Raw genomic sequence first — 20,526 nt, 5'->3', positions numbered from 1 at the left:
CGCGCACCGCCTGCAACGCCCTCTCCCGACGCACCGCGACCTGTACCGCCGCCCGCTGACCGTCGCCGAGCTCGACCGGTTCGACGCGGTGGTGATCGATCCGCCCCGCTCGGGCGCGCGGGAACAGGCCGGCGCGCTCGCCGCGTCGAAGACCCCGGTGATCGTCTACGTCTCGTGCAACCCGGCGAGCTTCGCGCGCGATGCCAAGGAGCTCTGCGACGCCGGCTGGCGGATCGACTGGATCCAGCCGGTCGGCCAGTTCCTCTGGTCGACGCATGTCGAACTCGCTGCGAAGTTCGTCCGCTAAGGTGTTAATTCCTCAGGGATAAACCGCAGCCACGAAGAACAACCCATCGGGCGGTGCATTCAGCCCCAGCATCGCCCGATCCTTCGCCGCCAGCGCGTCCGCGACGTCCCCGACCGCCCAGCGCCCCATGCCGACCAGCGCCAGGCACCCGACCATCGACCGCACCTGGTGATGCAGGAACGACCGCGCCGCCGCGTAGACGAACAGCCGCTCGCCCGCGCGCACCACGTCGAGCCGGTCGAGCGTCCGCATCGGGCTGTCCGCCTGGCAATGTGCCGACCGGAACGTCGTGAAGTCGTGCCGCCCGACCAGCGCGCGCGCCGCCTCCGCCATCGCCTCCGCATCCAGCGGCTGCGGCACCTGCCACGCCAGCCCGGCCTCGAAGCTCAGCGGCGCGCGCCGGTTGACGATCCGGTACTCGTACGACCGCCCGATACACGAGAACCGCGCATGCCAGTCGTCGTCCACCACCTCGCACGCCAGCACCGAAACCGGCGCCGGTTTGACCAGCGCGTTCAGCCCCTCCATCAGCCGGAACGCCGCGAGCGGCTTCTCGATGTCGACATGCGCGCGCATCGCGATCCCATGCACCCCCGCATCGGTCCGCCCCGCCGCCTGCACCGCCACGGCCTCGCCGGTCATCTTGAGCACCGCCGCCTCGAGCGCGGCCTGCACGCTCGGCCCATGCTTCTGCCGCTGCCAGCCCATGAAAGGCCGGCCGTCAAACTCCACCGTGAGCGCGAACCGCGTCAAAGCTGAGTCCCCGAGGGAATCGCAAACCCGCGCAGCAGTTCCTCGGCCGATGTCACGCCGCGCCCGGCCCGCTGTACCTGAGTCGGCCGGATCGCACCGTCGCCGCACCCGATCGTCAGCTCGGCATTTACGGTCAGCCCCTCGCACCCGAGAAAGCTGAACGGCAACACGTCCGCCGCCAGCACCTTCACGCGCTCGCCGGCGACCTCGAACCACGCGCCCGGCGCCGGGTTCATCGCGCGCACCAGCCGCTCGACCTCGACCGCCGACCGCTCGAAATCGATCCGCGCCTCCGCCTTGTCGATCTTGGCCGCATAGGTGACGCCCTCTTCGGGCTGCGGCCGGGCAGGGTGGGCGTCGAGATCGCCCAGCACCTCGACCATCAACCGCGCGCCCATCGCCGACAGCTCGGCGGTCAGATCCCCCGCCGTCTTCCCCGCAACGTCAGTCCGCCCCTCGAGCCGAACCGCCCCGGTATCCAGCCCGGCCTCCATCTGCATGATCCCGACCCCCGGTCTTCGCATCGCCCGCGAGGATCGCGCGCTGCACCGGCGCCGCCCCGCGCCACCGCGGCAACAGCGAGCCGTGGACGTTAAGGCACCCGAACCGCGGCGCCTCGAGCACCGCGCGCGGCAGGATCAGGCCATAGGCGGCCACCACCGCGACATCAGCGTCGAGCGCCGCAAACGCTTCCCGCGCGGCGAGCCCCTCGGGCAGCGACGCCTTGAACGACACCGGCGTCCGAACCTCGATGCCCAGCGCCTCCGCCCGGACCTGGACCGGCGACGGCACCAGTTCGCGCCCGCGTCGCCCGCCCGGGCGTGCCGGCTGGCAATAGGCCGCCACCAGTTCGTGCCCCGCCGTGACGAGGGCCTCCAGCACCGGCACCGCGAAGTCCGGCGTTCCCATGAAGATGATCCGCATGCCCCTCTCGAACACGCTGGCGGGGAGCGACGCAACCCCCTATCTGGTCGTGATGGCATCCCCCGAGATCGAGGCGCTGACGCAGGCGCTGGCCCGGCTCCCCGGCCTCGGCCCCCGGTCCGCACGCCGCGCCGTGCTGCATCTGCTCAAGAAGCGCGACGCCGCGCTGGGGCCGCTGCGCGAGGCGCTGACCGCGGTCGACGAGCGGCTGGAGAATTGCAGCGTCTGCGGCAATGTCGACACGACCAACCCGTGCGCGATCTGCGCCGACCCGCGCCGTGACCAGCGCTCGCTCTGCGTCGTCGAGGAGGTCGCCGATCTCTGGGCGCTCGATCGCTCGCGGCTGTTCCCCGGTCGCTTCCACGTGCTCGGCGGTCGCCTGTCCGCATTAGAAGGCATCCGTCCCGAGGATCTCAGCATCGACAATCTCGTCCGCCGGATCGAGGCGGGGGGGATCGACGAGGTCGTGCTCGCGATGAACGCGACGCTCGAAGGCCAGACCACCGCGCATTACATCGCCGAGCGCATCGAACGCTTCCCCGTCCGCGTCACGCAGCTCGCGCACGGCCTGCCGGTGGGCGGCGAGCTCGACTATCTCGACGAGGGCACGCTCGCCCAGGCGCTGCGCGCGCGTCGCCCGATGGCCTGATCGTCGCGGCCTAACCCAAATGCTTGACGGCTCAACCCGCGGAACCTAGCTGCGCAGCATGACCGTCATGACCGTTCTCGAAGTCCCCGATCCCCGCCTGCGCCTCGTCGCGGAGCCGGTGGCGTCGGTGGACGATTCCACCCGTACGCTCGTCGCCGACATGATCGAGACGATGTACGACTTCAACGGCATCGGCCTCGCCGCGACTCAGGTCGGCGTGCAGCAGCGCGTCCTCGTCATCGACCTTCAGGAAGAGAAGGACGAAGAAGACAAGCCGATCAGGAATCCCAAGGCCTATATCAACGCCGAGATCCTTTCGGTCAGCGAAGAGATGTCGACCTATAACGAGGGTTGCCTCTCGATCCCCGAGCAATATGCCGAGGTCGTCCGCCCCGCCCGCTGCCGCGTGAAGTGGCTCGACGAGACCGGCGCCGCGCATGAGGAAGAGCTCGACGGCCTGCTCTCGACCTGCATGCAGCACGAGATCGACCATCTCGACGGCGTCCTCTTCATCGACCACATCAGCCGCCTCAAGCGCGACATGGTCCTCAAGAAACTCGCCAAGGCCCGCAAGCTCGGCTGACCCGGCGCCGGTCGTTAAGCCGACCGGCCAACCCAGACCAGTACCCCGGCGAAGGCCGGGGCCCAGGCAGGGAAGCCCCGCGTAATCGCGGGCGGCACACGCCAGAAACACCACCCCCAAAAACACCACCCCCGGGCCGAGGCCGGGGCCCAGTTGGCACGTCCCCGGCAATCACTCACTACCGCCCGCAAAGCCCAACTCCGCTCCAGTAGCGACCAAGGCCAACGCCCGAAGGTAGGAAAATCCCTCTGTCCCAACCACGTCGTTCGTGCTATGTTCTAACGATGACCTTTCAGACCGTGCCCCCCCCAGCCGCCCGCGCCCAAACCCTGCCTAGCCGGGCGCCTCGCCGGAAATTGTACGGATCTCGGCGCAAAACACGCTTACGTCTCAACATTCGCAACATTGGGACGCTGGCATGACTGAACTCGTGATCGTCGCGCTGCTCGCAGCCGCCGCCGGACTGTTGCTCGGCTGGCTGCTAGCCTCGCGTCGTGCCGGCGCACTCGCCAGCGATCTCGCGGTCGCCCGAACGCGGGCCGCGGACTATGATCTGGTCCGCACCGCACGCGACGCGGTTGAGCAGGAGCGCAATGCCGCGCTCCAGGATCTCGCCACGCTGCGTGCGCAGAATGCCGAGCGGGCCGGGGAGGCGGACCGCCTGCGCACCGATCTCGCGACGATCCGCGCCGACCGCGACGCCGCGCGCACCGAACTCGCCACCGAACATGCCCGCAGCGAGGCGTTCGAGGCGCGGCTGGTCGAGCTGCGCGACGCCAAGGACGTGATGGCCGCGCAGTTCGGCGACGTCGCCAACAAGCTGCTGAGCGACGCGCAAAAGACCTTCCTCGACCGCGCCGACGCCCGCTTCCGCCAGTCCGAGGAATCCGCCGGGCAGAACCTCAAGTCGATGCTCCAGCCCGTCAGCGACCGGCTGCAGCGCTATGAAGAGGGCGTCGCCAAGGTCGAGGCGGAGCGCCGCGACGCGTTCGGCGATCTCAAGGGGCAGATCGAACAGATGCGGCTCGGCCAGGAAAAGGTCTCGACCGAAGCCGCCAAGCTCGTCAACTCGCTGCGCAACGCGCCCAAGTCGCGCGGCCGCTGGGGAGAGCAGCAGTTGAAGAACGTGCTCGAGACCTGCGGCCTGAGCGAACATACCGATTTCCAGACCGAGGTCAGCGTCGCGGTCGGTGATGCCGATGAGCGCGCCGGCGCCCGGCTTCGCCCCGATGCGATCATCCGCGTCCCCGGCGGCCGCGCACTCGTCATCGATGCCAAGGTCTCGCTCAACGCCTATCAGGATGCCTTCGGTGCGGTCGACGAGGCCGAGCGGCTGGTCGGGCTGGCGGCACACGCCGCGTCGATGCGTGCGCATGTCAACGGGCTCGGCAACAAGGCCTATTGGAGCCAGTTCGCCGATACGCCCGACTATGTGATCATGTTTGTCCCCGGCGAGCATTTCCTCTCCGCCGCGCTCGAACATGATCAGACGCTCTGGGATTTCGCCTTTGAAAAGAGGGTCTTGCTCGCCACTCCTACCAATCTGATTGCGATCGCGCGGACGGTTGCTGCGGTCTGGCGGCAGGAAAAGCTCGCCAACGAGGCACGCAAGATCGGCGAGCTCGGCAAGGAGATGCACGATCGTCTCGCCAAGGTTGCTGACGATCTGCGCAAGGTCGGGGTCGGTCTCAACAGCGCGGTGAAGAACTTCAACGGCTTCACCAACTCGTTCAACGGCCGCCTTATGGTCACCGGCCGCAAGTTCCGCGACCTCAATATCGAGACCGGCGCGCGCGATCTCGAGGACGTTTCGTCGATCGACGCGCTGGCGCTCGGCGAGGGGCCGGCACTGATCGAAAAGCCGGAGACCGCGGACGTTTAATCCGTCTTTTCAACGCTGTTGGGCAAGAACCTCATAGGCCATCACCGCAGTGGCAACCGCGGCGTTCAGGCTGTCGGCCTTGCCCAGCATCGGAATCTTGACCAGCGTGTCGCAGCCTTCGGCCATCTCCGCCGGCATGCCCTGGGCCTCGTTGCCGGTCAGCAGGAAGGTCGGGGCGCTGTACGTCGCCGCCCGGTAATCGGTCTCGGTGTCGAGGCTCAGCCCGACCAGCTGCCCGGGACCGCTGCGGAGCCAGGCCTCGAACGGCGCCCACTCGGTCTTGACGACCGGAATGGTGAACAGCGCCCCCATGCTCGCCCGCACCGCCTCGACGGAGAACGGATCGACCGACTCGCCGATCAGGATCAGCCCGCCCGCCCCGACGGCATCGCCGGTCCGCAAAATCGTGCCGAGATTGCCCGGGTCCCGCAGTCGCTCGGCGACCAGCCAGATCCCCGCACTGGTCCGGTCCAGATCCTCAAGTGCCGCGTCGAACTCGTCGAACACGCCGACCACCGCCTGCGGATTGTCCTTGCCCGACAGCTTGGACAGGATGTCCGGCGTCGTCTGGATCGATTCGCCACCAGCCTCCTCGACATCCATCGACAGCGCATGGACCAGCGGGTGGTTGGCGCTCGCCGCGGCGTAGAAGAGCGTGCGGGGCAGGCGGCCGGTCTCGCGAGCCTCGGTCAGGATCCGCAACCCCTCGGCAAGGAACTGGCGTGCAGCCTTGCGATGTCGCTTGTCGCGAAGATCGCGGACATATTTGATCAACGGGTTCGAGAAAGCGGTAATTTCGCGAGGCATTTATCGGCCCTTCGGCGCGCGGAAACAGGGGAGGTTGCTCAACACGCGCTGCTCATGCCCGCCGCAACTCCGCACGGCAAGCGCTGCGGGGAAGGGGGCTCAATCCTCGCCGAACTTGGCTTCGACAAGTTCGACCAGCCGGGCAACGGTTTCGTCCGCGCCATCGCCGGTCGCCGATATGACGATCGAATCGCCCATCGCGGCCCCGAGCATCATCAGCCCCATGATCGACGTTCCCGTCACGCTCCCCGCGCCGTCCTTCTCGACCAGCACGTCGCAAGGTTGCGAGGAGGCAAGTGTGACAAACTTTGCGCTGGCCCGGGCATGCAATCCCCGGCGGTTGGTGATCAGGACCGTGCGCGCAACCGCGGTCACGCGGCCGCCTCGCCGAGAACCTCGGATGCGACGGATATATATTTCCGGCCGGCTTCACGCGCGGCAGCGACCGCCGCCACGACCGTCATCGCCTTGCGGGCCGATCCCAGCCGGATCAGCATGGGCAGGTTCATTCCCGCGATCACCTCCACCCGGCCCCGCTCCATCAGGGAGATGGCAAGGTTGGACGGGGTACCGCCGAACAGATCGGTCAGGACGATCACGCCGCGTCCCGCATCGACCTCGGCGATCGCCGTCGCGATATCCGCGCGGCGTTCCTCCATATCGTCATCGGGGCCGATCGCGATTGCCGCGACGCGTTCCTGTGGGCCGACGACATGGACCATTGCGGTCACGAACTCGTCGGCGAGCCGCCCGTGGGTCACCAAAACTAGGCCGATCATATCAGACGCTTCATACTCATAAGCCGACCGGTGGTCCCTCAAGCGAGTCCTGCGGCGCGGCCCCCAGGTCGCGATGGTTTACCGTGGGCGAAAAACCCTCTGCGCGCAACCGTCCGGCGATCCGTTCGGCGACATGAACCGATCGATGTCTCCCTCCGGTACACCCGATCGCAACGCTGACATAGGACTTGCCCTCCGCCTTGTAGCGCGGCAGCAACAGGAGCAGCAGATCCTCGATGCGGCTGACAGCGGCTTCATAGGCCGGATCGGCCATGACATATTGCGCAACCTCGGCATCCAGTCCGGTCCCAGGACGCAGCTGCGGATCCCAATGCGGATTTCGCAAAAACCGCATGTCGAAGACAAGGTCAGCGTTGCGCGGTAGCCCGCGCGCGAAGCCGAACGACTGGATCGACAGCGTCGGAGCACCCTGATCGTCCTGCGCGAAGCTGTGGCGGATCTGTTGCGCCAGCTCGTTGGCCGCCAATGTGGTCGTGTCGATCAACCGGTTCGCCCAGTCGCGCAGCGGCCGCAGCATTTCACGCTCGCGCGCGATCCCGTCGCCCGCGGGGCGATCGGGGGCTAGCGGATGACGCCGCCGTGTTTCCGAATAGCGTCGCTCGAGTTCTACCCCCGAACAGTCGAGAAACAGCGTCCCGATTTCCAGACCGTGCCGATCGCGGAGATCGCGGATGCGCCCGATGATGCGATCCGCATCAAAATCGCGCGTTTGCGAGCCAATACCAATCGCCAGGGGGGTGGAATCATCCATTTGTCCCTTTGCGCGCGGCGTATCTAGCAACCGATCGAGCAGCATCAGCGGTAGGTTGTCGACGATCTCCCAGCCCAGATCCTCAAGCGTCTTGAGGACGGTCGATTTGCCCGCGCCCGACATGCCAGTGATCAGCAGGATCGGCTTTGATTGGCGCGTCATGCGGCGAGAATTCCGTGTTTCAGAGCCAGTTCAACCTTCAGTGGAGCGGACGCCTGGAGTGGTTCGAGCAGGAGGACCGGGATATCGGCACCAGCGATCCGCCGCGCCTCAAGCTCGGGCATCCGCGGGACCTGACTTCCTAGCCGTACGAGCAAGGCGATGGGTATGTCGACAACATAGGGCATGACGATAATGCCGAGGCCGCGAACCTCGATCCGGCCTGCGATGGAAGCGGGTGGGTGTGCCAGCAACCGGGCACCCGAGCGCACCACGATGGTCTGGTCGTCGCTGACCAGCATTGCGCCGCGGTCGATAAGGCGAAGGGCGAGGTCGGACTTGCCGATGCCGGAAGGTCCTTCCAGCAGGACGCCCTGGCCGCCGATCGAGACGGTCGTCGCATGCAGGCGATCGGACGAGAGGACAGACAGAACTAGGGCTCCCTCATCGTGCATACAGCGGCAGATGGATTACGAACCGGGCACCGCCCAGCCGATCCTCGCGCGATTCGACGGTGATCGTGCCCTGATGCCCCTCGACGATGGTGCGCGCAATGGCGAGCCCCAATCCGGAGTGACGCCCGAAGGCTTCGCCGTCAGGTCTGACCGAGTGGAAGCGGCGAAAGATCGCATCGCGTGCGTCTGGAGGGACGCCCGGGCCCTCATCCTCGACACGAAGGACGACCTCGTGCGCGCCGCGCATTGCAGACAACGTGATCAGGCCGCGGTCGGGCGAGAAGGATACCGCGTTATCGATCAGGTTCTCGATCACACGCTCGAGCCGGGCGCCTTCGCCGAGCACGACGAACGGGCCATCGTCGCTGCGATCGAAGCGAAAACGGATTTCACGTTCGACGTCGCGAGCGAGGCGCTGCGACAGCAAGCCGTCGATCAGGCTGACCATGTCGATCGGTTCGAACTTTGCCCGGCTGAGCTGTGCGTCCAGTCGCGACGCGTCGGAGATGTCGGAGATCAGCCGATCTAGTCGATGGACATCGTCTCGCACGATCGCCATCAGCTGCTCCTTGAGGGCGGGATCCTGCACGCGTGACAGCCCTTCCACCGCAGACCGTAACGACGCCAGCGGGTTCTTCATCTCATGCGTAACGTCGGCGGCGAACGCTTCGGTCGCGTCGATGCGGGCCCTGAGCGCCAGGCTCATGTCCGACAGCGCCCTGGCAAGCATGCCCAGTTCATCCCGGCGCGACGCAGTCGAGGGACCACGACTTCGCGCGCGCGCCCGAGCCGCACCCGCACCGCCGCCCGAGCGAGACGGCGCAGGGGCCGGACGATGGTGCGTGCAAGGAACAGCGACAGCAGCACGGACACGATTGAGACCAGCAACAGCACCATGCTCAGGCGGAAGCGTTCGATACGCACGGTGCGCGTGATGTCACGCGCGTTCACCGTCGTCATCACCACGCCGCCGCCCGGCACGCGGGCCGCAGCCGTTATCACTGGGGTGCGGTCGGGCGCGCGCCAGACCGTCGTGGAGATGCCATGCCGCAACCGTACGTCCTCGACGTCGGGCCAGCGTTGCCGCGGGCCGCGTTCGCGGTAAAGCGGTGCGCGGGGCGCCATCACGACCACGTCGATGACCGCGTCGAGAAAGCGCGCGGCATCCTGCCCCCAGTCTTCCTTGTCCGGGTCGTGCAGCACGAAACTGCGTAGCCCCAGTGCGCGACTGTCCTTGATGATCTGCCCGTCGCGGTCGAAGACCCGGATCTGCGAGCCCGTATCCTGCGCCAGCCGAACGATGAGCGGCTCACGCAGCGCCGGATCGACTGCGGCGATTGCCTCACCGATCAGCCGCGCCTCGCGTGCGGCCTGCGCGACGCGGCTGTCGACGATACGGCTGCGATAGGAATCGAGGTAGAAAAAGCCGCCTGCGAGCAGCAAGAGCGCGAAGATATTGACGGCGAGGATGCGCCGCGTGAGCGAGATCTGACCCGACCAGCGTAATGTCAGGTCGCGACCGTCATCCTCGTTACGATCGCCCACGTCGTCGCCCGAATCGCTCCGTCCCATGCTAATCTTCGGAGAACCGATAGCCTGCCCCATACAGCGTTTCGATCGCGTCGAAATCTGGATCGACCTGTCGGAACTTGCGACGAAGCCGCTTTATGTGGCTGTCGATCGTCCGGTCGTCGACATAGATGTCGTCCTGATAGGCTGCGTCCATCAACTGGTTGCGCGTCTTGACGATACCCGGCCGCTGCGCGAGCGTTTCGAGGATCATGAACTCCGTCACCGTCAGCGTCACGGGTTCGCCAGCCCACAGGGTCCGGTGGCGCGCCGGGTCCATGCTGAGCCGTCCCCGGTCAAGCGGCCCGGCCGCCTCGGCCTCCGTCTCCGTGCCAGGCGACCGGGTCAACTCCGCGCGCCGCAGGATCGCCCGGACCCGCGCAATCAGCAATCGCTGCGAGAACGGCTTCGCGATATAATCGTCCGCCCCCATCGCAAGGCCAAGCGCCTCGTCGAGTTCGTCATCCTTGCTGGTCAGGAAGATGACAGGTATCTGGCTCTTTTCGCGCAGCCGCCGCAACAGTTCCAGACCATCCATACGGGGCATCTTGATGTCGAAGATCGCCAGATCGGGGGGATTGTCCGTCAAGGCCTTCAGCGCGGTCTCGCCATCCGAATAGACCCGCGTGACAAACCCTTCGGTCTGAAGGGCGATCGACACGGACGTCAGGATGTTTCGGTCGTCATCGACGAGCGCGATCGTTGCCGTCATGGTCTGGCTGTCATCTTCTTGGCGCCCGCCGGGATAAATCTCGGGCTGCGTAGGGCAAAGTGCTAGCGTACTCAACCGGGGTACACCAGACCGCGGCGTGAGTTGCACGCCCTCCGGTCGAATTGACCCGGATCACAGGCCCGCCTAGATCGAGCCTCAACGACATACATACGTATGCGCAAGTGTCTTATGGAGAGATGCCGTGTCCGATTTGCGAACCCCTGCCTCAGGGCTCGATGCGCAGGGAATTGAAACACATGCGGAGGTGCACTGGAATCTGGTGACCGCGCAGCTGGTCGAAGCCGCGCTCGACCGGGGTGAGGGGCGTCTGTCCGCCGACGGGCCCCTGGTCGTCGAAACGGGCGCCCATACCGGACGTTCGGCTCAGGACAAGTTCATCGTCCGCGACGCGGAAACCGGCGCGACCGTCTGGTGGGGCAAGAGCAACAAGCCGATGGCTGCGGCGCACTTTGCCGCACTGAAGGCAGATTTCTACGCCGCGCTGGCGCAGAAGAATACGCTGTTCGTTCAGGACCTATATGGCGGATCGCAACCCGATCACCGGGTGAATGTTCGCGTCGTCACGGAACTCGCCTGGCACAATCTCTTCATCCGGACGATGCTTGTCCGTCCGGAAGCGTCGGCGCTGAAAGGCTTTCAAGCGACTATACGATCATCGATCTGCCCAGCTTCCAGGCCGATCCCGCGCGGCATGGTTGCCGCAGCGAAACCGTCATCGCGGTCAATTTCACCGATCGGCTCATCCTTATCGGGGGTACGAAATATGCCGGGGAGATGAAAAAGTCGGTCTTCGGCCTGCTCAACTACCTCCTGCCGCCGGCCGGGGTGATGCCGATGCATTGTTCGGCAAACATGGGCGCAAACGGCGATACCGCGGTGTTCTTCGGGCTTTCTGGCACCGGCAAGACGACCTTGAGTGCCGATGCCAGCCGAACGCTGATCGGCGACGATGAGCATGGCTGGTCCGATACCGCCGTCTTCAACTTCGAAGGTGGCTGCTACGCCAAGATGATCCGTTTGTCGGCCGATGCCGAGCCCGAGATCTTCGCGACGACGAAGCGGTTCGGAACGGTTCTCGAGAATGTCGTGATGGATCCCACCACGCGCCTGCTTGATCTTGACGATCACACGCTCGCGGAAAATAGCCGGGGCGCCTATCCGATCGACTTCATTCCCAACAGCTCGGCGGACAATATGGGTCCGGTTCCGCGGAACATCGTGATGTTGACCGCCGATGCCTATGGTGTGCTTCCGCCGATTGCCAAACTGACGCCGGATCAGGCGATGTACCACTTTCTGTCAGGCTATACGGCCCGCGTCGCCGGCACTGAAATCGGCGTGACCGAGCCCGATGCGACGTTCTCGACCTGTTTCGGCGCTCCGTTCATGCCGCGGCATCCCTCGGTTTATGGTAATCTCCTGAAAGCGCGGATCGCCCGCGGCGGGGTCGACTGCTGGCTGGTGAATACGGGTTGGACCGGGGGCAAATATGGTGTCGGCAGCCGGATGCGATCAAGGCTACGCGTGCGCTTCTGAACGCTGCGCTGGACGGCAGTCTGAAGACTGCCGAATTTCGTACGGACCCTAACTTTGGGTTTCAGGTTCCGGTGAGCGTACAGGGCGTCGACGACGCCATCCTCGATCCGCGGACGACATGGGCAGATACCGATGCCTATGACGCGACAGCGGCAAAGCTGGTCGATCTGTTCGTCGAGAATTTCGCGCAGTTCTCGGAGCATGTCGATGCCAGCGTAATGCAGGCGGCGCCGAAGGTGACCGAAGCTGCGTGACAAACCGAGCGGCCCGGTAGGTTCGCGGGTGCCGGACCGGGATGGGGCGTCGAGCCCTTCTCGGTCCCGCCATCGACATTAAACGGGCCGTCCGAGACGTTGCGACGCCCGTCTACTGAGGTTCCACAGCCACCGCGCCGTCCATCACCGCGACGATCCTGACCCGCGTGCCGACCGCCGCGTCGGGCCCGCGTGCGGGCCAGCTGCCGTCACCGACGAGAACACGGCCTTGGCCACCAACGAGCGCCGTCTCGACGATCACGATCTGGCCGATCAATCGCGCCGCGCGGTCGTTCAGCAGCGGATCCCCGCCCTCGACCGGATAGTCACGATACCATCGTTTGCCGATCGTGACCGCGACCACACTCCAGACCGCGAAGGCTACAAGCTGTACGGCGACCGGCAGGTCCGGAAACGCGAGCGCCATCACCCCGGTGAACGCTGCGGCGATCGCCAGAAAGACCAGGAAACGCCCGGAACAGCCAGTTCCGCGATTCCCAACACCAGCGCAGCGATCAGCCATGCAACGGCCGGTCCGACTCCATACATTAGCTTTTCGGCACTTCGTTGGCGTTCGACAGTTCAAATGGTCCCCTGGGTGACGGCTTCGCTGCCGAGGTGGCTGACGGCACCGTGTCGCGCAGGGCATCCTTCGCAATCTCGCCAATGCCACCCAGCGTTCCCATCAACTGGGTCGCCTCGACGGGAAACAGGATCGTCTTCGCATTGGGCGACGTGGCGAATTTGCCGATTGCCTCGACATATTTCTGCGCGATGAAATAGTTGATCGCCTGCGCGCCGCCCTCCTCGATCGCCTGCGACACGGCCCGGGTCGCTGACGCTTCGGCAACGGCCGCACGCTCGCGGGCCTCGGCATCGCGAAAGGCCGATTCCTTGCGGCCCTCCGACTCCAGGATCCGTGCCTGCTTCTGGCCCTCTGCCCGGAGGATTTCCGAGGCGCGTGAGCCTTCCGCGTCCAGAATGTTTGCGCGCTTCTCGCGCTCGGCCTTCATCTGGCGGCCCATGGCGTTGACGATGTCTGCTGGCGGACGGATGTCCTTGATCTCCACCCGGGTGATCTTGACGCCCCACGGCGTCGTTGCGTGGTCGACGACGCTCAGCAATCGCGCATTGATCTCGTCGCGCTTGCTCAATGTCTCGTCGAGATCCATCGAGCCCATGACGGTGCGAAGGTTCGTCGTCGTGAGCTGCAGCAGCGCCTGATACAGGTCGGACACCTCATAGGCGGCCTTGGCCGAATCCAGCACCTGGAAGAACACGACCCCGTCGGTCGATATCATCGCATTGTCCTTGGTGATGATCTCCTGCCCGGGAATATCGATCACCTGCTCCATCATGTTCACCTTCCGCCCGACGCGGTAGAAAAACGCCGGATAGAAATTGAAGCCGGGCCTTGCGACCGTGGTGAACCTTCCGAAATGTTCGATCGTGTACTGATAGCCCTGACGTACGATCTTGATACTGGTCATCAAATAGAACAGCACCAGCGCCACTGCGAGCCCGGCGACAATCAACCCCATCGGAATATCCCCCATGCGTGTAGTGCCCGGCTATAGCACGCCGTTCGCAGAGGGGCCTAGCCGTACGCGCCCGCTTTGGTTACATGGCGCGCCACCCCACACCCAGGATCGGCAGCTTTCATGGATATCCGCCTCGGCCTCACTTTCGACGACGTCCTACTGTATCCGGGGGAATCGGACGTGCTGCCAAGCCAGGCGGACACGCGGACCCAGGTAACACGGGGGATAGCCCTCAACATTCCGATCCTGTCCTCCGCAATGGATACTGTGACCGAAGCGGACATGGCGATCGTCATGGCGCAGCTCGGCGGCATCGGCGTGCTACACCGTAACCTGACGATCGAGGAACAGGTTGTCGCGGTCCGTCAGGTCAAGCGGTTCGAATCGGGGATGGTGGTCAACCCGATCACGATCAAGCCGACCGCCACTCTGGGCGAAGCGCAGGCGTTGATGGCCGGCCATCGGATCAGCGGCATTCCGGTCGTCGAGTCGGATGGCAAGCTGGTCGGAATCCTGACCAATCGCGATGTTCGCTTTGCCGGAAACCCGCAGCAGCCGGTCAGCGAGCTCATGACGCACGAGAATCTTGCGACTGTATCGACCGAGGTCGGCAAGGAGGAAGCGCGCCGGCTGCTGCACCAGCGTCGCATCGAAAAGCTGCTGGTCGTCGATGCCGAGTATCGTTGCGTCGGCCTCATTACGGTCAAGGATATCGAAAAGGCCGTCATGTTCCCCGATGCGACCAAGGACGAAGCGGGCCGCCTGCGTGTCGCAGCGGCGACGACCGTCGGCGACAAGGGCTTCGATCGCACGGAACAGCTGGTCGACGCCGGATGCGACCTGATCGTCATCGACACGGCACATGGTCATAATCGTGACGTCGGGCGTGCCGTTGAGCGAGTGAAGAAACTGTCCAACTCGGTCCAGGTCGTTGCCGGGAACGTCGCGACGGGCGACGCCACCCGCGCGCTGATCGACGCGGGCGCGGACGGCATCAAGGTCGGCATCGGCCCCGGGTCGATCTGCACCACGCGGGTGGTCGCTGGCGTGGGCGTGCCGCAGTTGACGGCCGTGATGGATTGCGCCGAAGCCGGTCACAAGGCCGGCGTACCGGTGATCGCGGATGGCGGTATCCGCACGTCGGGCGACATGGCCAAGGCGCTGGCTGCAGGCGCATCGACCGTGATGATCGGGTCGCTGCTCGCCGGGACGGACGAGGCGCCGGGCGAAACCTTCCTCTACCAGGGCCGCGCGTATAAATCCTATCGTGGCATGGGTTCGGTCGGCGCTATGGGTCGCGGGTCTGCGGATCGCTACTTCCAGGGCGATATCAAGGACCAGCTGAAGCTGGTTCCCGAGGGCATCGAAGGGCAGGTTGCGTATAAGGGTCCGGCACGCGACGTCGTCCACCAGCTCGTCGGCGGGATCAAGGCAGCGATGGGCTATACCGGGTCGGCGACGATTCCGGATCTGCAGGCACGCGCGGAATTCGTCCAGATCACCGGTGCCGGCCTGATGGAGAGCCATGTCCACGACGTCACGATCACGCGCGAGGCCCCGAACTACCCGACGCGCTAGCATCGACGCCTCCCGATGCCGCAACGGGATCGGGAGGGCCCGCCGGCCGGGAATGTGGCAAGCGGATACCTGAAATCATTCCCTTCTACGTCCGGGAGGGGGTAGGGGCAGGGGATGATGATGATCCCCTACCAAATCACTGCCCGATATTGCGCAATCCCGGGAGGTCGGCCTTGACCCCGTCGGCGCGGACGCAGGCCGCGATCGAGCTGCTCGACCAGATCATCGCCGCTGCCGCGAGAGTGGCGCGGCAGCGGACACGCTCATCGCCCGCTACTTCGCCACGCGTCGTTACGCTGGGTCGAAGGACCGTCGCGCCGTGCGTGAGCTCGTCTATGCGGCGATCCGCAAGGCAGGAGATCGACCTGAGAACGGCCGTGCCGCGATGCTGCTGGTGGCCGATGCTGACCCCGCGCTGGCCGCGACCTTCGACGGCTCGACCCATGCACCAGCGCCGATCGGCAAGGATGAACCGCGCGCACGCGCCGGCGTCGCGCCGCAATGGCTGACCAAGGCGTTGCGGGCATCGGGGCTCGATGGCGCGGCGCTCACCGATCTTGCGGGGCGTGCGACGCTCGACCTGCGGGTCAACACGCTCGTCGCGGATCGTCCCGCCGTGCTCGCCGCATTGCCCGACGCTGAGGCGACACCGCACGCTCCCGACGGAATCCGGCTGCCGACCGGCACGAACGTCGAGGCATTGCCGCTGTTCAACGAGGGAGCGCTGGAAGTCCAGGACGAGGGCAGCCAGATCGTCGGGCTCGCGATGCAGGCCAAGCCCGGCCAAAGGATCGTCGACCTCTGCGCAGGCGCTGGCGGCAAGACGCTCGCGCTCGCCGCGATGATGGCGAACACGGGTACCCTCCTTGCCTGCGATACCGATCGTAACCGGCTGTCACGGCTGGCGCCGCGCGCGACCCGTGCGGGCGCCGCGATCATCGAGACGCAGTTGCTCAACCCGACCCGTGAGATCGAGGCGTTGAGCGAATGGGCAGGCCGTGCGGACGGCGTGCTCGTTGATGCGCCTTGTTCGGGAACAGGCACGTGGCGACGCAATCCCGAGGCGCGCTGGCGCCTGACGCCCGACCGCGTGTCCAGATTGCAGTCGACCCAACAGCAGGTCCTGTCGGTCGCGGCAACGCTGGTCAAGCCGGGCGGCGCGCTGGTGTATATCGTGTGTTCGCTGCTTGATGCGGAAGGCACGGACCAGGTTGGATGGTTCCTGGGCGCGCATCCCGGCTGGACGACCGCGCCGCTGTCATTGCCTGCAGGCGCGGTCCATGGCCACGGGGTTCGGCTCGAACCGGGCCGCGACGCACCGACGGATTTTTTGTCGCGCGCCTTATCAGCCCATGCTAGCCAAACCCGCTGTGCCCCGCCTGGAGACCATCATGCGTTTTTCGACCGTTGCCGTTGCCGCCGCGCTGACGGTCGTGTCCGTATCGACGTCGCTGAGCGGCCAACGGCCCGATACGCAGATTGATGCGCGGTCGTTGCAACTGCTCGCGCAGGGGCGAAGCCTCAAGGCGGCCGGCAATCTCGACGGTGCGACCGACATGCTCGAAACCGCGGTCGCGGTGGATCCGCGCAATCGCGCGGCGTTCGTCGAACTGGGCAGGGTCGCAGAGGCACGCGAACTGCCGGGCAAGGCAATCCGCCTTTACCGCGAGGCGCTGCTGCTCGAGCCCAACGACGTCACCGCGTTGCAGGGGCAGGGCAGTGCGTTGGTGATGAAGGGCGCGGTCGTCCGGGCCCGCGACAACCTCGCCAAGATCCGCACCATCTGCAAGGGTCCGTGTCCCGAAGCCGTGCAGCTTGCCGCGATCATCGCCAAGGGTCCGCCCATCACGACTGCGCAGGTCGTAAAGCCCGCGACCCCCGCCAAGGACTGAGCGGAACGACCTCAGCCGCTGACGGTGAGCGGCCGTGTCTTCGCAGCGCGCGCCAGTGCCACGAAATCCAGCACCGACAAGGTCTCCGCGCGTCGCGTCCCATCGATCCCGATCCGCTCCAGCGCATCGAGAGCACCAGGCACCGACTTCAGGCTCTGGCGGAGCATCTTGCGACGCTGGCCAAATGCGGCGCCGGTCAGCCGTTCGAGCAGGGCGAAGTCGACACCCTCGGGCGCGGCCTGTGGCGTGATGTGGACGACCGCGGACATGACCTTGGGTGGCGGCGTGAAGGCCGATCTGTGGACCGGCATCGCGATCAGCGACGCGCTTCGCCATTGTGCCAGCACCGCCAGACGTCCGTAATGGTCGCTATTGGTGGTCGCGACAATGCGTTCAGCGACCTCCTTTTGAAACATCAGCGTCAGCGATTGCCACCATGGCACCCAGTCCGCCGACAGCCAGCCGACCAGCAATGCGGTACCGACATTATAGGGCAGGTTGGAAACGATGTGTGGCTTTGTCGTGAATAACGCCGGTGCGTCGATCGCCAGCGCATCGCCCTCGATGACCTTCAGCTGCCCCGGGAACGCCTCGCCCAGTTCGGCCAGCGCCGGGATACAGCGGTGATCCCGCTCGATCGCCGTCACGCGCGCACCCGCCGCCAGCAAAGCGCGGGTCAGTCCACCGGGACCTGGGCCGACCTCGAGGACTTCAGCGTCGTGCAGGTCACCCGGCACAGCGGCGATGCGCGCCAGCAATTGCCCGTCGAACAGGAAATTCTGCCCCAGCGCCTTGCTGGCATTGAGGCCATGCCGCGCGATCACCTCGCGCAGCGGGGGGAGGGCCGGTGCCGGGGCGATCATCGACTTTCGGCGCTTTGCGCGGCACGCCGATCGGATGCCTGGCCGGCCATCGCGATAGCCGCGATCATGGCACCCGGTTCGGCGAGGTTTTTACCGGCGATCGGGAATGCCGTGCCGTGGTCAGGCGACGTACGCACGATAGGCAGCCCGAGCGTGATGTTGACGCCTTCGTCAAAATGGATGGTCTTGAGCGGCACGAGCGCCTGGTCATGATAGCAGCAAAGTACCGCGTCATAGGTCGCGCGCGCGCGCGGGTGGAACAAGGTATCTGCCGCAAAAGGCCCGGTCGCATCGATGCCCTCCGCGCGCAGCAGCTCGATCGCCGGGGCGATGATATCAATCTCCTCACGACCGAGCGCGCCCTGTTCGCCCGCATGCGGATTGAACCCGGCAAAGGCGAGCCTCGGGGCCGCGATCCCGAAATTCCGCGTCAACCCACGAGCCGTTGCCCGCCCCTTTGCGACGATCAGATCGACCGACAGCAGGGACGCGACGTCGCTGAGCGGTACATGCGTTGTGATCGGCACGACACGGAGTGACGGGCCGGCAAGCATCATCACGGCATTCTCGCCCGCGACGCCGAACCGTTCAGCGACGAACTCCGTCTGCCCGGGATGGGTGAAGCCAATCGCATAAAGCTTTGCCTTCGATACCGGCCCCGTGACCAGTGCGCGTGCTGCTCCGGTCTTGACCAGTCCCACCGCAAGCTCGAGCGCATGCAAGGCGCAACGGGCGCCCTCGACATCCGGATTCCCGGGCACGATCTCGCCCGCGTCTTCGACGCTCAGCACCGGCAGCGCACCGGCGAATACCGTGGCCGTTTCGGTAGGATCAGCGATCCGGACCACGGGCCCGGACCAGACCCGCTCGATCGCCCGGATGTCGCCGATCGCAACGAACGGGGGCAGATCGTGCGCAACACGCGCGGCCCAAGCCTTGGCGATGATTTCAGGTCCGATCCCCGCGGGGTCGCCCATCGAGACGGCGAGGGGGCGCGACTGCGGCATGTCAGGATCAGCGATATTCGACGACGGCGTCACGACGCAGATCGCGCAGTTTCTGCTGGGCCCGCAAATTGACGCGCTGCTGCTCGAGCTGTCCCTGGATCTGCTCCGAACTCGGCAGATTGCCTGACTGCGGATCGTCGCGTCCGCACAGGACGAGGGCACGTACGCCCTGTTCGGCGGACCCAAACGGCGGACTCGATTCGCCGACCTGCAACTTGAGCATCACTTCCTGAAGCTGCGGCGGAAGATCGCGGATCCGGACCGTATCATTGTCGACAACATCCGCGCCGATGCCCGCGGCGACCTTTTCGACGGTGCCGCACCCGCGCAGATCCTTCGTCGCTCTAGCGAACGCCTCGGCGCGAGCCGCGGCCTGCGCCTGCGAGGTATTGGGCGGGAAGCGCAACGTCAGCTGCTTCAGGCTGAGCCGCGCGTCGCGTGGGTCGGCGGTCAGCACCTGGCGCTTGTCGGTCAGGTACAGGATCGAATAGCCGCCCGACACCTCGATCGGACCGGCCACCTGACCGACCTGCATCGACTGCGTCGCCTGCGCGAGCTCGGCCGGCAGCGTCGATGCACGAACCCAGCCGAGATCGCCGCCGACCGCGCGGGTCGACGCCTCGGAGAATTGCCGCGCATAGGACTCGAACGGCTGCGTGCCCTTCTGGATTTCCTGGATCAGCTGGCGGGCATTGGCATAGACCTGTTGCCCGTTCGTCGCATTCCCGGCGAGGTAGATTTCTTTCAGGTTGAACTCGTCCGTACCCTTGGCCGCCTCGAGGCGGTCGATGATGCCTTTGACCTCCTCGTCACCGACGTTGACGAAGGGCTCGACGCGCCGCCGCAGATAGCGCTGCCAGGCCAGCTCGCCTTCGATCTGACGCTTGAGCGAGCGATCCGACGAGCCGGTCTGCCGCAGATAGGCCGCCATGGTGGCAGGGGTACGGTTGAACCGCTTCGACACCGCGTCATAGCTCTGCGTCAGTTCGGCGGGCGTGATCGTGATGTCGGCGGTCTTTGCCTCCTGGATCTGCAGCGTTTCGTCGATCAGCTGCCGCAGGACCTGGAGCTTCAACCGGTCGCGGTCTTCGGGCGAGAGCTTGGCGCCCTCATTGGCCATCGCGATCAAGGCGACGCGCTGATCGACGTCGGTGCCGGTGATCACGGAGTCGTTGACGATCGCCGTCGGCTTGCGGACGTTCGGATCGACCTTGCCGAAGATCTGAAGGTTCGTCGGCAGGTTAAGCCCGGTATTGTCGGGCACGCTCTGATCGGACACGGTCTGGCCGGATCCTCCAGCGGGCGCGGGCGCAGGCGTTGGCGCGGTCTGGGCAATGGCGCTTGCGGTCAGTGCGGCAAGGACCACAGCGCCGATTACGCGGCCACCACGCGCCGTCAGTCGAACATCATGCTTCAAGGTGTCGGTATCCCATCATCGCGTATCATCGCACGTGCGCGCGGCCTACCCTGGCTTAGCTGAATG

The 20,526-nt window shown here is 65.7% G+C and carries 17 protein-coding genes and 5 pseudogenes; 8 read left to right on the top strand and 14 right to left on the bottom strand.

The features are described from left to right. A pseudogene (locus tag NI18_RS04795) lies at window positions 1–307 on the top strand (class I SAM-dependent RNA methyltransferase); the annotation flags it as partial. A gap of 12 nt (window positions 308–319) precedes the next feature. Here the strand turns inward: NI18_RS04795 and truA are convergent. Both truA and fmt read right to left on the bottom strand, forming a co-directional pair. After that, the gene (gene truA / locus NI18_RS04790; RefSeq protein ID WP_037528489.1) at window positions 320–1,060 is read right to left on the bottom strand and encodes a tRNA pseudouridine(38-40) synthase TruA; all 741 of its coding nucleotides are present in this window, start codon (window positions 1,058–1,060) and stop codon (window positions 320–322) included. After that, a pseudogene (gene fmt / locus NI18_RS04785) lies at window positions 1,057–1,984 on the bottom strand (methionyl-tRNA formyltransferase). The gene truA and the pseudogene fmt overlap by 4 nt, the downstream one beginning before the upstream one ends. 52 nt (window positions 1,985–2,036) lie before the next feature. Here fmt and recR point away from each other — a divergent pair. The 3 genes from recR to rmuC all read left to right on the top strand — a co-directional run bounded on the left by recR (window position 2,037) and on the right by rmuC (window position 5,098). Beyond that, window positions 2,037–2,633, top strand: coding sequence for a recombination mediator RecR (gene recR, locus NI18_RS04780; RefSeq protein ID WP_031393413.1), 597 nt, complete (start codon window positions 2,037–2,039; stop codon window positions 2,631–2,633). A gap of 58 nt (window positions 2,634–2,691) precedes the next feature. Continuing rightward, the gene (gene def / locus NI18_RS04775) at window positions 2,692–3,216 is read left to right on the top strand and encodes a peptide deformylase (protein ID WP_031438987.1); all 525 of its coding nucleotides are present in this window, start codon (window positions 2,692–2,694) and stop codon (window positions 3,214–3,216) included. A gap of 418 nt (window positions 3,217–3,634) precedes the next feature. After that, complete coding sequence (gene rmuC / locus NI18_RS04770; RefSeq protein WP_037528487.1) at window positions 3,635–5,098, top strand: DNA recombination protein RmuC; 1,464 nt, start codon at window positions 3,635–3,637, stop codon at window positions 5,096–5,098. Window positions 5,099–5,107: 9 nt separating this feature from the next. On the opposite strand, the gene NI18_RS04765 is transcribed toward rmuC, so the two are convergent. From NI18_RS04765 to NI18_RS04735, 7 genes and pseudogenes are all read right to left on the bottom strand, one after another. Then, window positions 5,108–5,905 (bottom strand): RNA methyltransferase, encoded by a 798-nt coding sequence (locus NI18_RS04765; RefSeq protein WP_037528485.1) that lies wholly within the window; start codon window positions 5,903–5,905, stop codon window positions 5,108–5,110. Window positions 5,906–6,004: 99 nt separating this feature from the next. Beyond that, window positions 6,005–6,280 carry an HPr family phosphocarrier protein gene (locus NI18_RS04760; protein WP_031393409.1) on the bottom strand — a complete coding sequence of 92 codons (276 nt, stop codon included), beginning with the start codon at window positions 6,278–6,280 and terminating at the stop codon, window positions 6,005–6,007. Beyond that, window positions 6,277–6,684: a PTS sugar transporter subunit IIA gene (locus NI18_RS04755; RefSeq protein ID WP_031393408.1), complete on the bottom strand. Its 408-nt coding sequence runs from the start codon at window positions 6,682–6,684 to the stop codon at window positions 6,277–6,279. The genes NI18_RS04760 and NI18_RS04755 overlap by 4 nt, the downstream gene beginning before the upstream one ends. A gap of 16 nt (window positions 6,685–6,700) precedes the next feature. Beyond that, a complete protein-coding gene (gene rapZ, locus NI18_RS04750) occupies window positions 6,701–7,618 on the bottom strand; it encodes an RNase adapter RapZ (RefSeq protein ID WP_031438990.1) in 918 nt (305 codons plus the stop codon). Further along, window positions 7,615–8,070 carry an HPr kinase/phosphatase C-terminal domain-containing protein gene (locus tag NI18_RS04745; protein ID WP_031438991.1) on the bottom strand — a complete coding sequence of 152 codons (456 nt, stop codon included), beginning with the start codon at window positions 8,068–8,070 and terminating at the stop codon, window positions 7,615–7,617. Before NI18_RS04745 ends, rapZ begins: the two co-directional genes overlap by 4 nt. Beyond that, window positions 8,060–9,642: pseudogene (locus NI18_RS04740) on the bottom strand (stimulus-sensing domain-containing protein). The gene NI18_RS04745 and the pseudogene NI18_RS04740 overlap by 11 nt, the downstream one beginning before the upstream one ends. A 1-nt stretch (window position 9,643) precedes the next feature. Next, window positions 9,644–10,351 (bottom strand): response regulator transcription factor, encoded by a 708-nt coding sequence (locus NI18_RS04735; protein WP_031393404.1) that lies wholly within the window; start codon window positions 10,349–10,351, stop codon window positions 9,644–9,646. A 202-nt stretch (window positions 10,352–10,553) separates the two neighbouring features. Between NI18_RS04735 and NI18_RS04730 the strand changes: the two are divergent. Then, a pseudogene (locus NI18_RS04730) lies at window positions 10,554–12,162 on the top strand (phosphoenolpyruvate carboxykinase). A gap of 112 nt (window positions 12,163–12,274) precedes the next feature. On the opposite strand, the gene NI18_RS04725 reads toward NI18_RS04730, so the two are convergent. Next, on the bottom strand, window positions 12,275–12,685 hold the full coding sequence (locus NI18_RS04725; RefSeq protein ID WP_347574800.1) for an NfeD family protein: 411 nt from the start codon (window positions 12,683–12,685) through the stop codon (window positions 12,275–12,277). 25 nt (window positions 12,686–12,710) lie between these two features. Next, on the bottom strand, window positions 12,711–13,703 hold the full coding sequence (locus tag NI18_RS04720) for an SPFH domain-containing protein (protein ID WP_031438995.1): 993 nt from the start codon (window positions 13,701–13,703) through the stop codon (window positions 12,711–12,713). Window positions 13,704–13,823: 120 nt separating this feature from the next. Here NI18_RS04720 and guaB point away from each other — a divergent pair, with 120 nt between their 5' ends. From guaB to NI18_RS04705, 3 genes and pseudogenes are all read left to right on the top strand, one after another. After that, window positions 13,824–15,281 (top strand): IMP dehydrogenase, encoded by a 1,458-nt coding sequence (gene guaB / locus NI18_RS04715; protein WP_031393400.1) that lies wholly within the window; start codon window positions 13,824–13,826, stop codon window positions 15,279–15,281. 173 nt (window positions 15,282–15,454) lie between these two features. Further along, window positions 15,455–16,640 (top strand): annotated as a pseudogene (locus NI18_RS04710) (RsmB/NOP family class I SAM-dependent RNA methyltransferase). A gap of 32 nt (window positions 16,641–16,672) precedes the next feature. Then, the gene (locus NI18_RS04705) at window positions 16,673–17,173 is read left to right on the top strand and encodes a tetratricopeptide repeat protein (protein WP_128082084.1); all 501 of its coding nucleotides are present in this window, start codon (window positions 16,673–16,675) and stop codon (window positions 17,171–17,173) included. Window positions 17,174–17,184: 11 nt separating this feature from the next. On the opposite strand, the gene rsmA is transcribed toward NI18_RS04705, so the two are convergent. Genes rsmA through NI18_RS04690 form a run of 3 tightly spaced genes read right to left on the bottom strand, consistent with a single transcriptional unit; the run spans window position 17,185 to window position 20,460 of the window. Next, window positions 17,185–18,036, bottom strand: a complete 852-nt coding sequence (rsmA, locus tag NI18_RS04700) for a 16S rRNA (adenine(1518)-N(6)/adenine(1519)-N(6))-dimethyltransferase RsmA (protein ID WP_037528481.1) — start codon at window positions 18,034–18,036, stop codon at window positions 17,185–17,187. Beyond that, window positions 18,033–19,043, bottom strand: a complete 1,011-nt coding sequence (gene pdxA, locus NI18_RS04695) for a 4-hydroxythreonine-4-phosphate dehydrogenase PdxA (RefSeq protein WP_084215043.1) — start codon at window positions 19,041–19,043, stop codon at window positions 18,033–18,035. Before pdxA ends, rsmA begins: the two co-directional genes overlap by 4 nt. Window positions 19,044–19,050: 7 nt before the next feature. Next, a complete protein-coding gene (locus tag NI18_RS04690; protein WP_084215042.1) occupies window positions 19,051–20,460 on the bottom strand; it encodes a peptidylprolyl isomerase in 1,410 nt (469 codons plus the stop codon). Between the last annotated feature and the right edge of the window lie 66 nt (window positions 20,461–20,526).

It is taken from the genome of Sphingomonas sp. Ant20 (assembly GCF_000783375.1).
Taxonomy (GTDB): domain Bacteria; phylum Pseudomonadota; class Alphaproteobacteria; order Sphingomonadales; family Sphingomonadaceae; genus Sphingomonas; species Sphingomonas aerolata.
Note: the sequence above shows the minus strand (reverse complement) of the source record. Positions and strands in the feature narration are given on the sequence as shown.

What these genes read in the sequence shown, in the direction of transcription:
- recR (WP_031393413.1), top strand. Translation starts at nt 2,037, where the DNA reads ATGGCATCCCCCGAGATCGAGGCGCTGACGCAGGCGCTGGCCCGGCTC.
- def (WP_031438987.1), top strand. Translation starts at nt 2,692, where the DNA reads ATGACCGTCATGACCGTTCTCGAAGTCCCCGATCCCCGCCTGCGCCTC.
- rmuC (WP_037528487.1), top strand. Translation starts at nt 3,635, where the DNA reads ATGACTGAACTCGTGATCGTCGCGCTGCTCGCAGCCGCCGCCGGACTG.
- NI18_RS04765 (WP_037528485.1), bottom strand. Translation starts at nt 5,905, where the DNA reads ATGCCTCGCGAAATTACCGCTTTCTCGAACCCGTTGATCAAATATGTC.
- NI18_RS04755 (WP_031393408.1), bottom strand. Translation starts at nt 6,684, where the DNA reads ATGATCGGCCTAGTTTTGGTGACCCACGGGCGGCTCGCCGACGAGTTC.
- rapZ (WP_031438990.1), bottom strand. Translation starts at nt 7,618, where the DNA reads ATGACGCGCCAATCAAAGCCGATCCTGCTGATCACTGGCATGTCGGGC.
- NI18_RS04745 (WP_031438991.1), bottom strand. Translation starts at nt 8,070, where the DNA reads ATGCACGATGAGGGAGCCCTAGTTCTGTCTGTCCTCTCGTCCGATCGC.
- NI18_RS04735 (WP_031393404.1), bottom strand. Translation starts at nt 10,351, where the DNA reads ATGACGGCAACGATCGCGCTCGTCGATGACGACCGAAACATCCTGACG.
- NI18_RS04725 (WP_347574800.1), bottom strand. Translation starts at nt 12,685, where the DNA reads ATGGCTGATCGCTGCGCTGGTGTTGGGAATCGCGGAACTGGCTGTTCC.
- NI18_RS04720 (WP_031438995.1), bottom strand. Translation starts at nt 13,703, where the DNA reads ATGGGGTTGATTGTCGCCGGGCTCGCAGTGGCGCTGGTGCTGTTCTAT.
- guaB (WP_031393400.1), top strand. Translation starts at nt 13,824, where the DNA reads ATGGATATCCGCCTCGGCCTCACTTTCGACGACGTCCTACTGTATCCG.
- NI18_RS04705 (WP_128082084.1), top strand. Translation starts at nt 16,673, where the DNA reads ATGCGTTTTTCGACCGTTGCCGTTGCCGCCGCGCTGACGGTCGTGTCC.
- rsmA (WP_037528481.1), bottom strand. Translation starts at nt 18,036, where the DNA reads ATGATCGCCCCGGCACCGGCCCTCCCCCCGCTGCGCGAGGTGATCGCG.
- pdxA (WP_084215043.1), bottom strand. Translation starts at nt 19,043, where the DNA reads ATGCCGCAGTCGCGCCCCCTCGCCGTCTCGATGGGCGACCCCGCGGGG.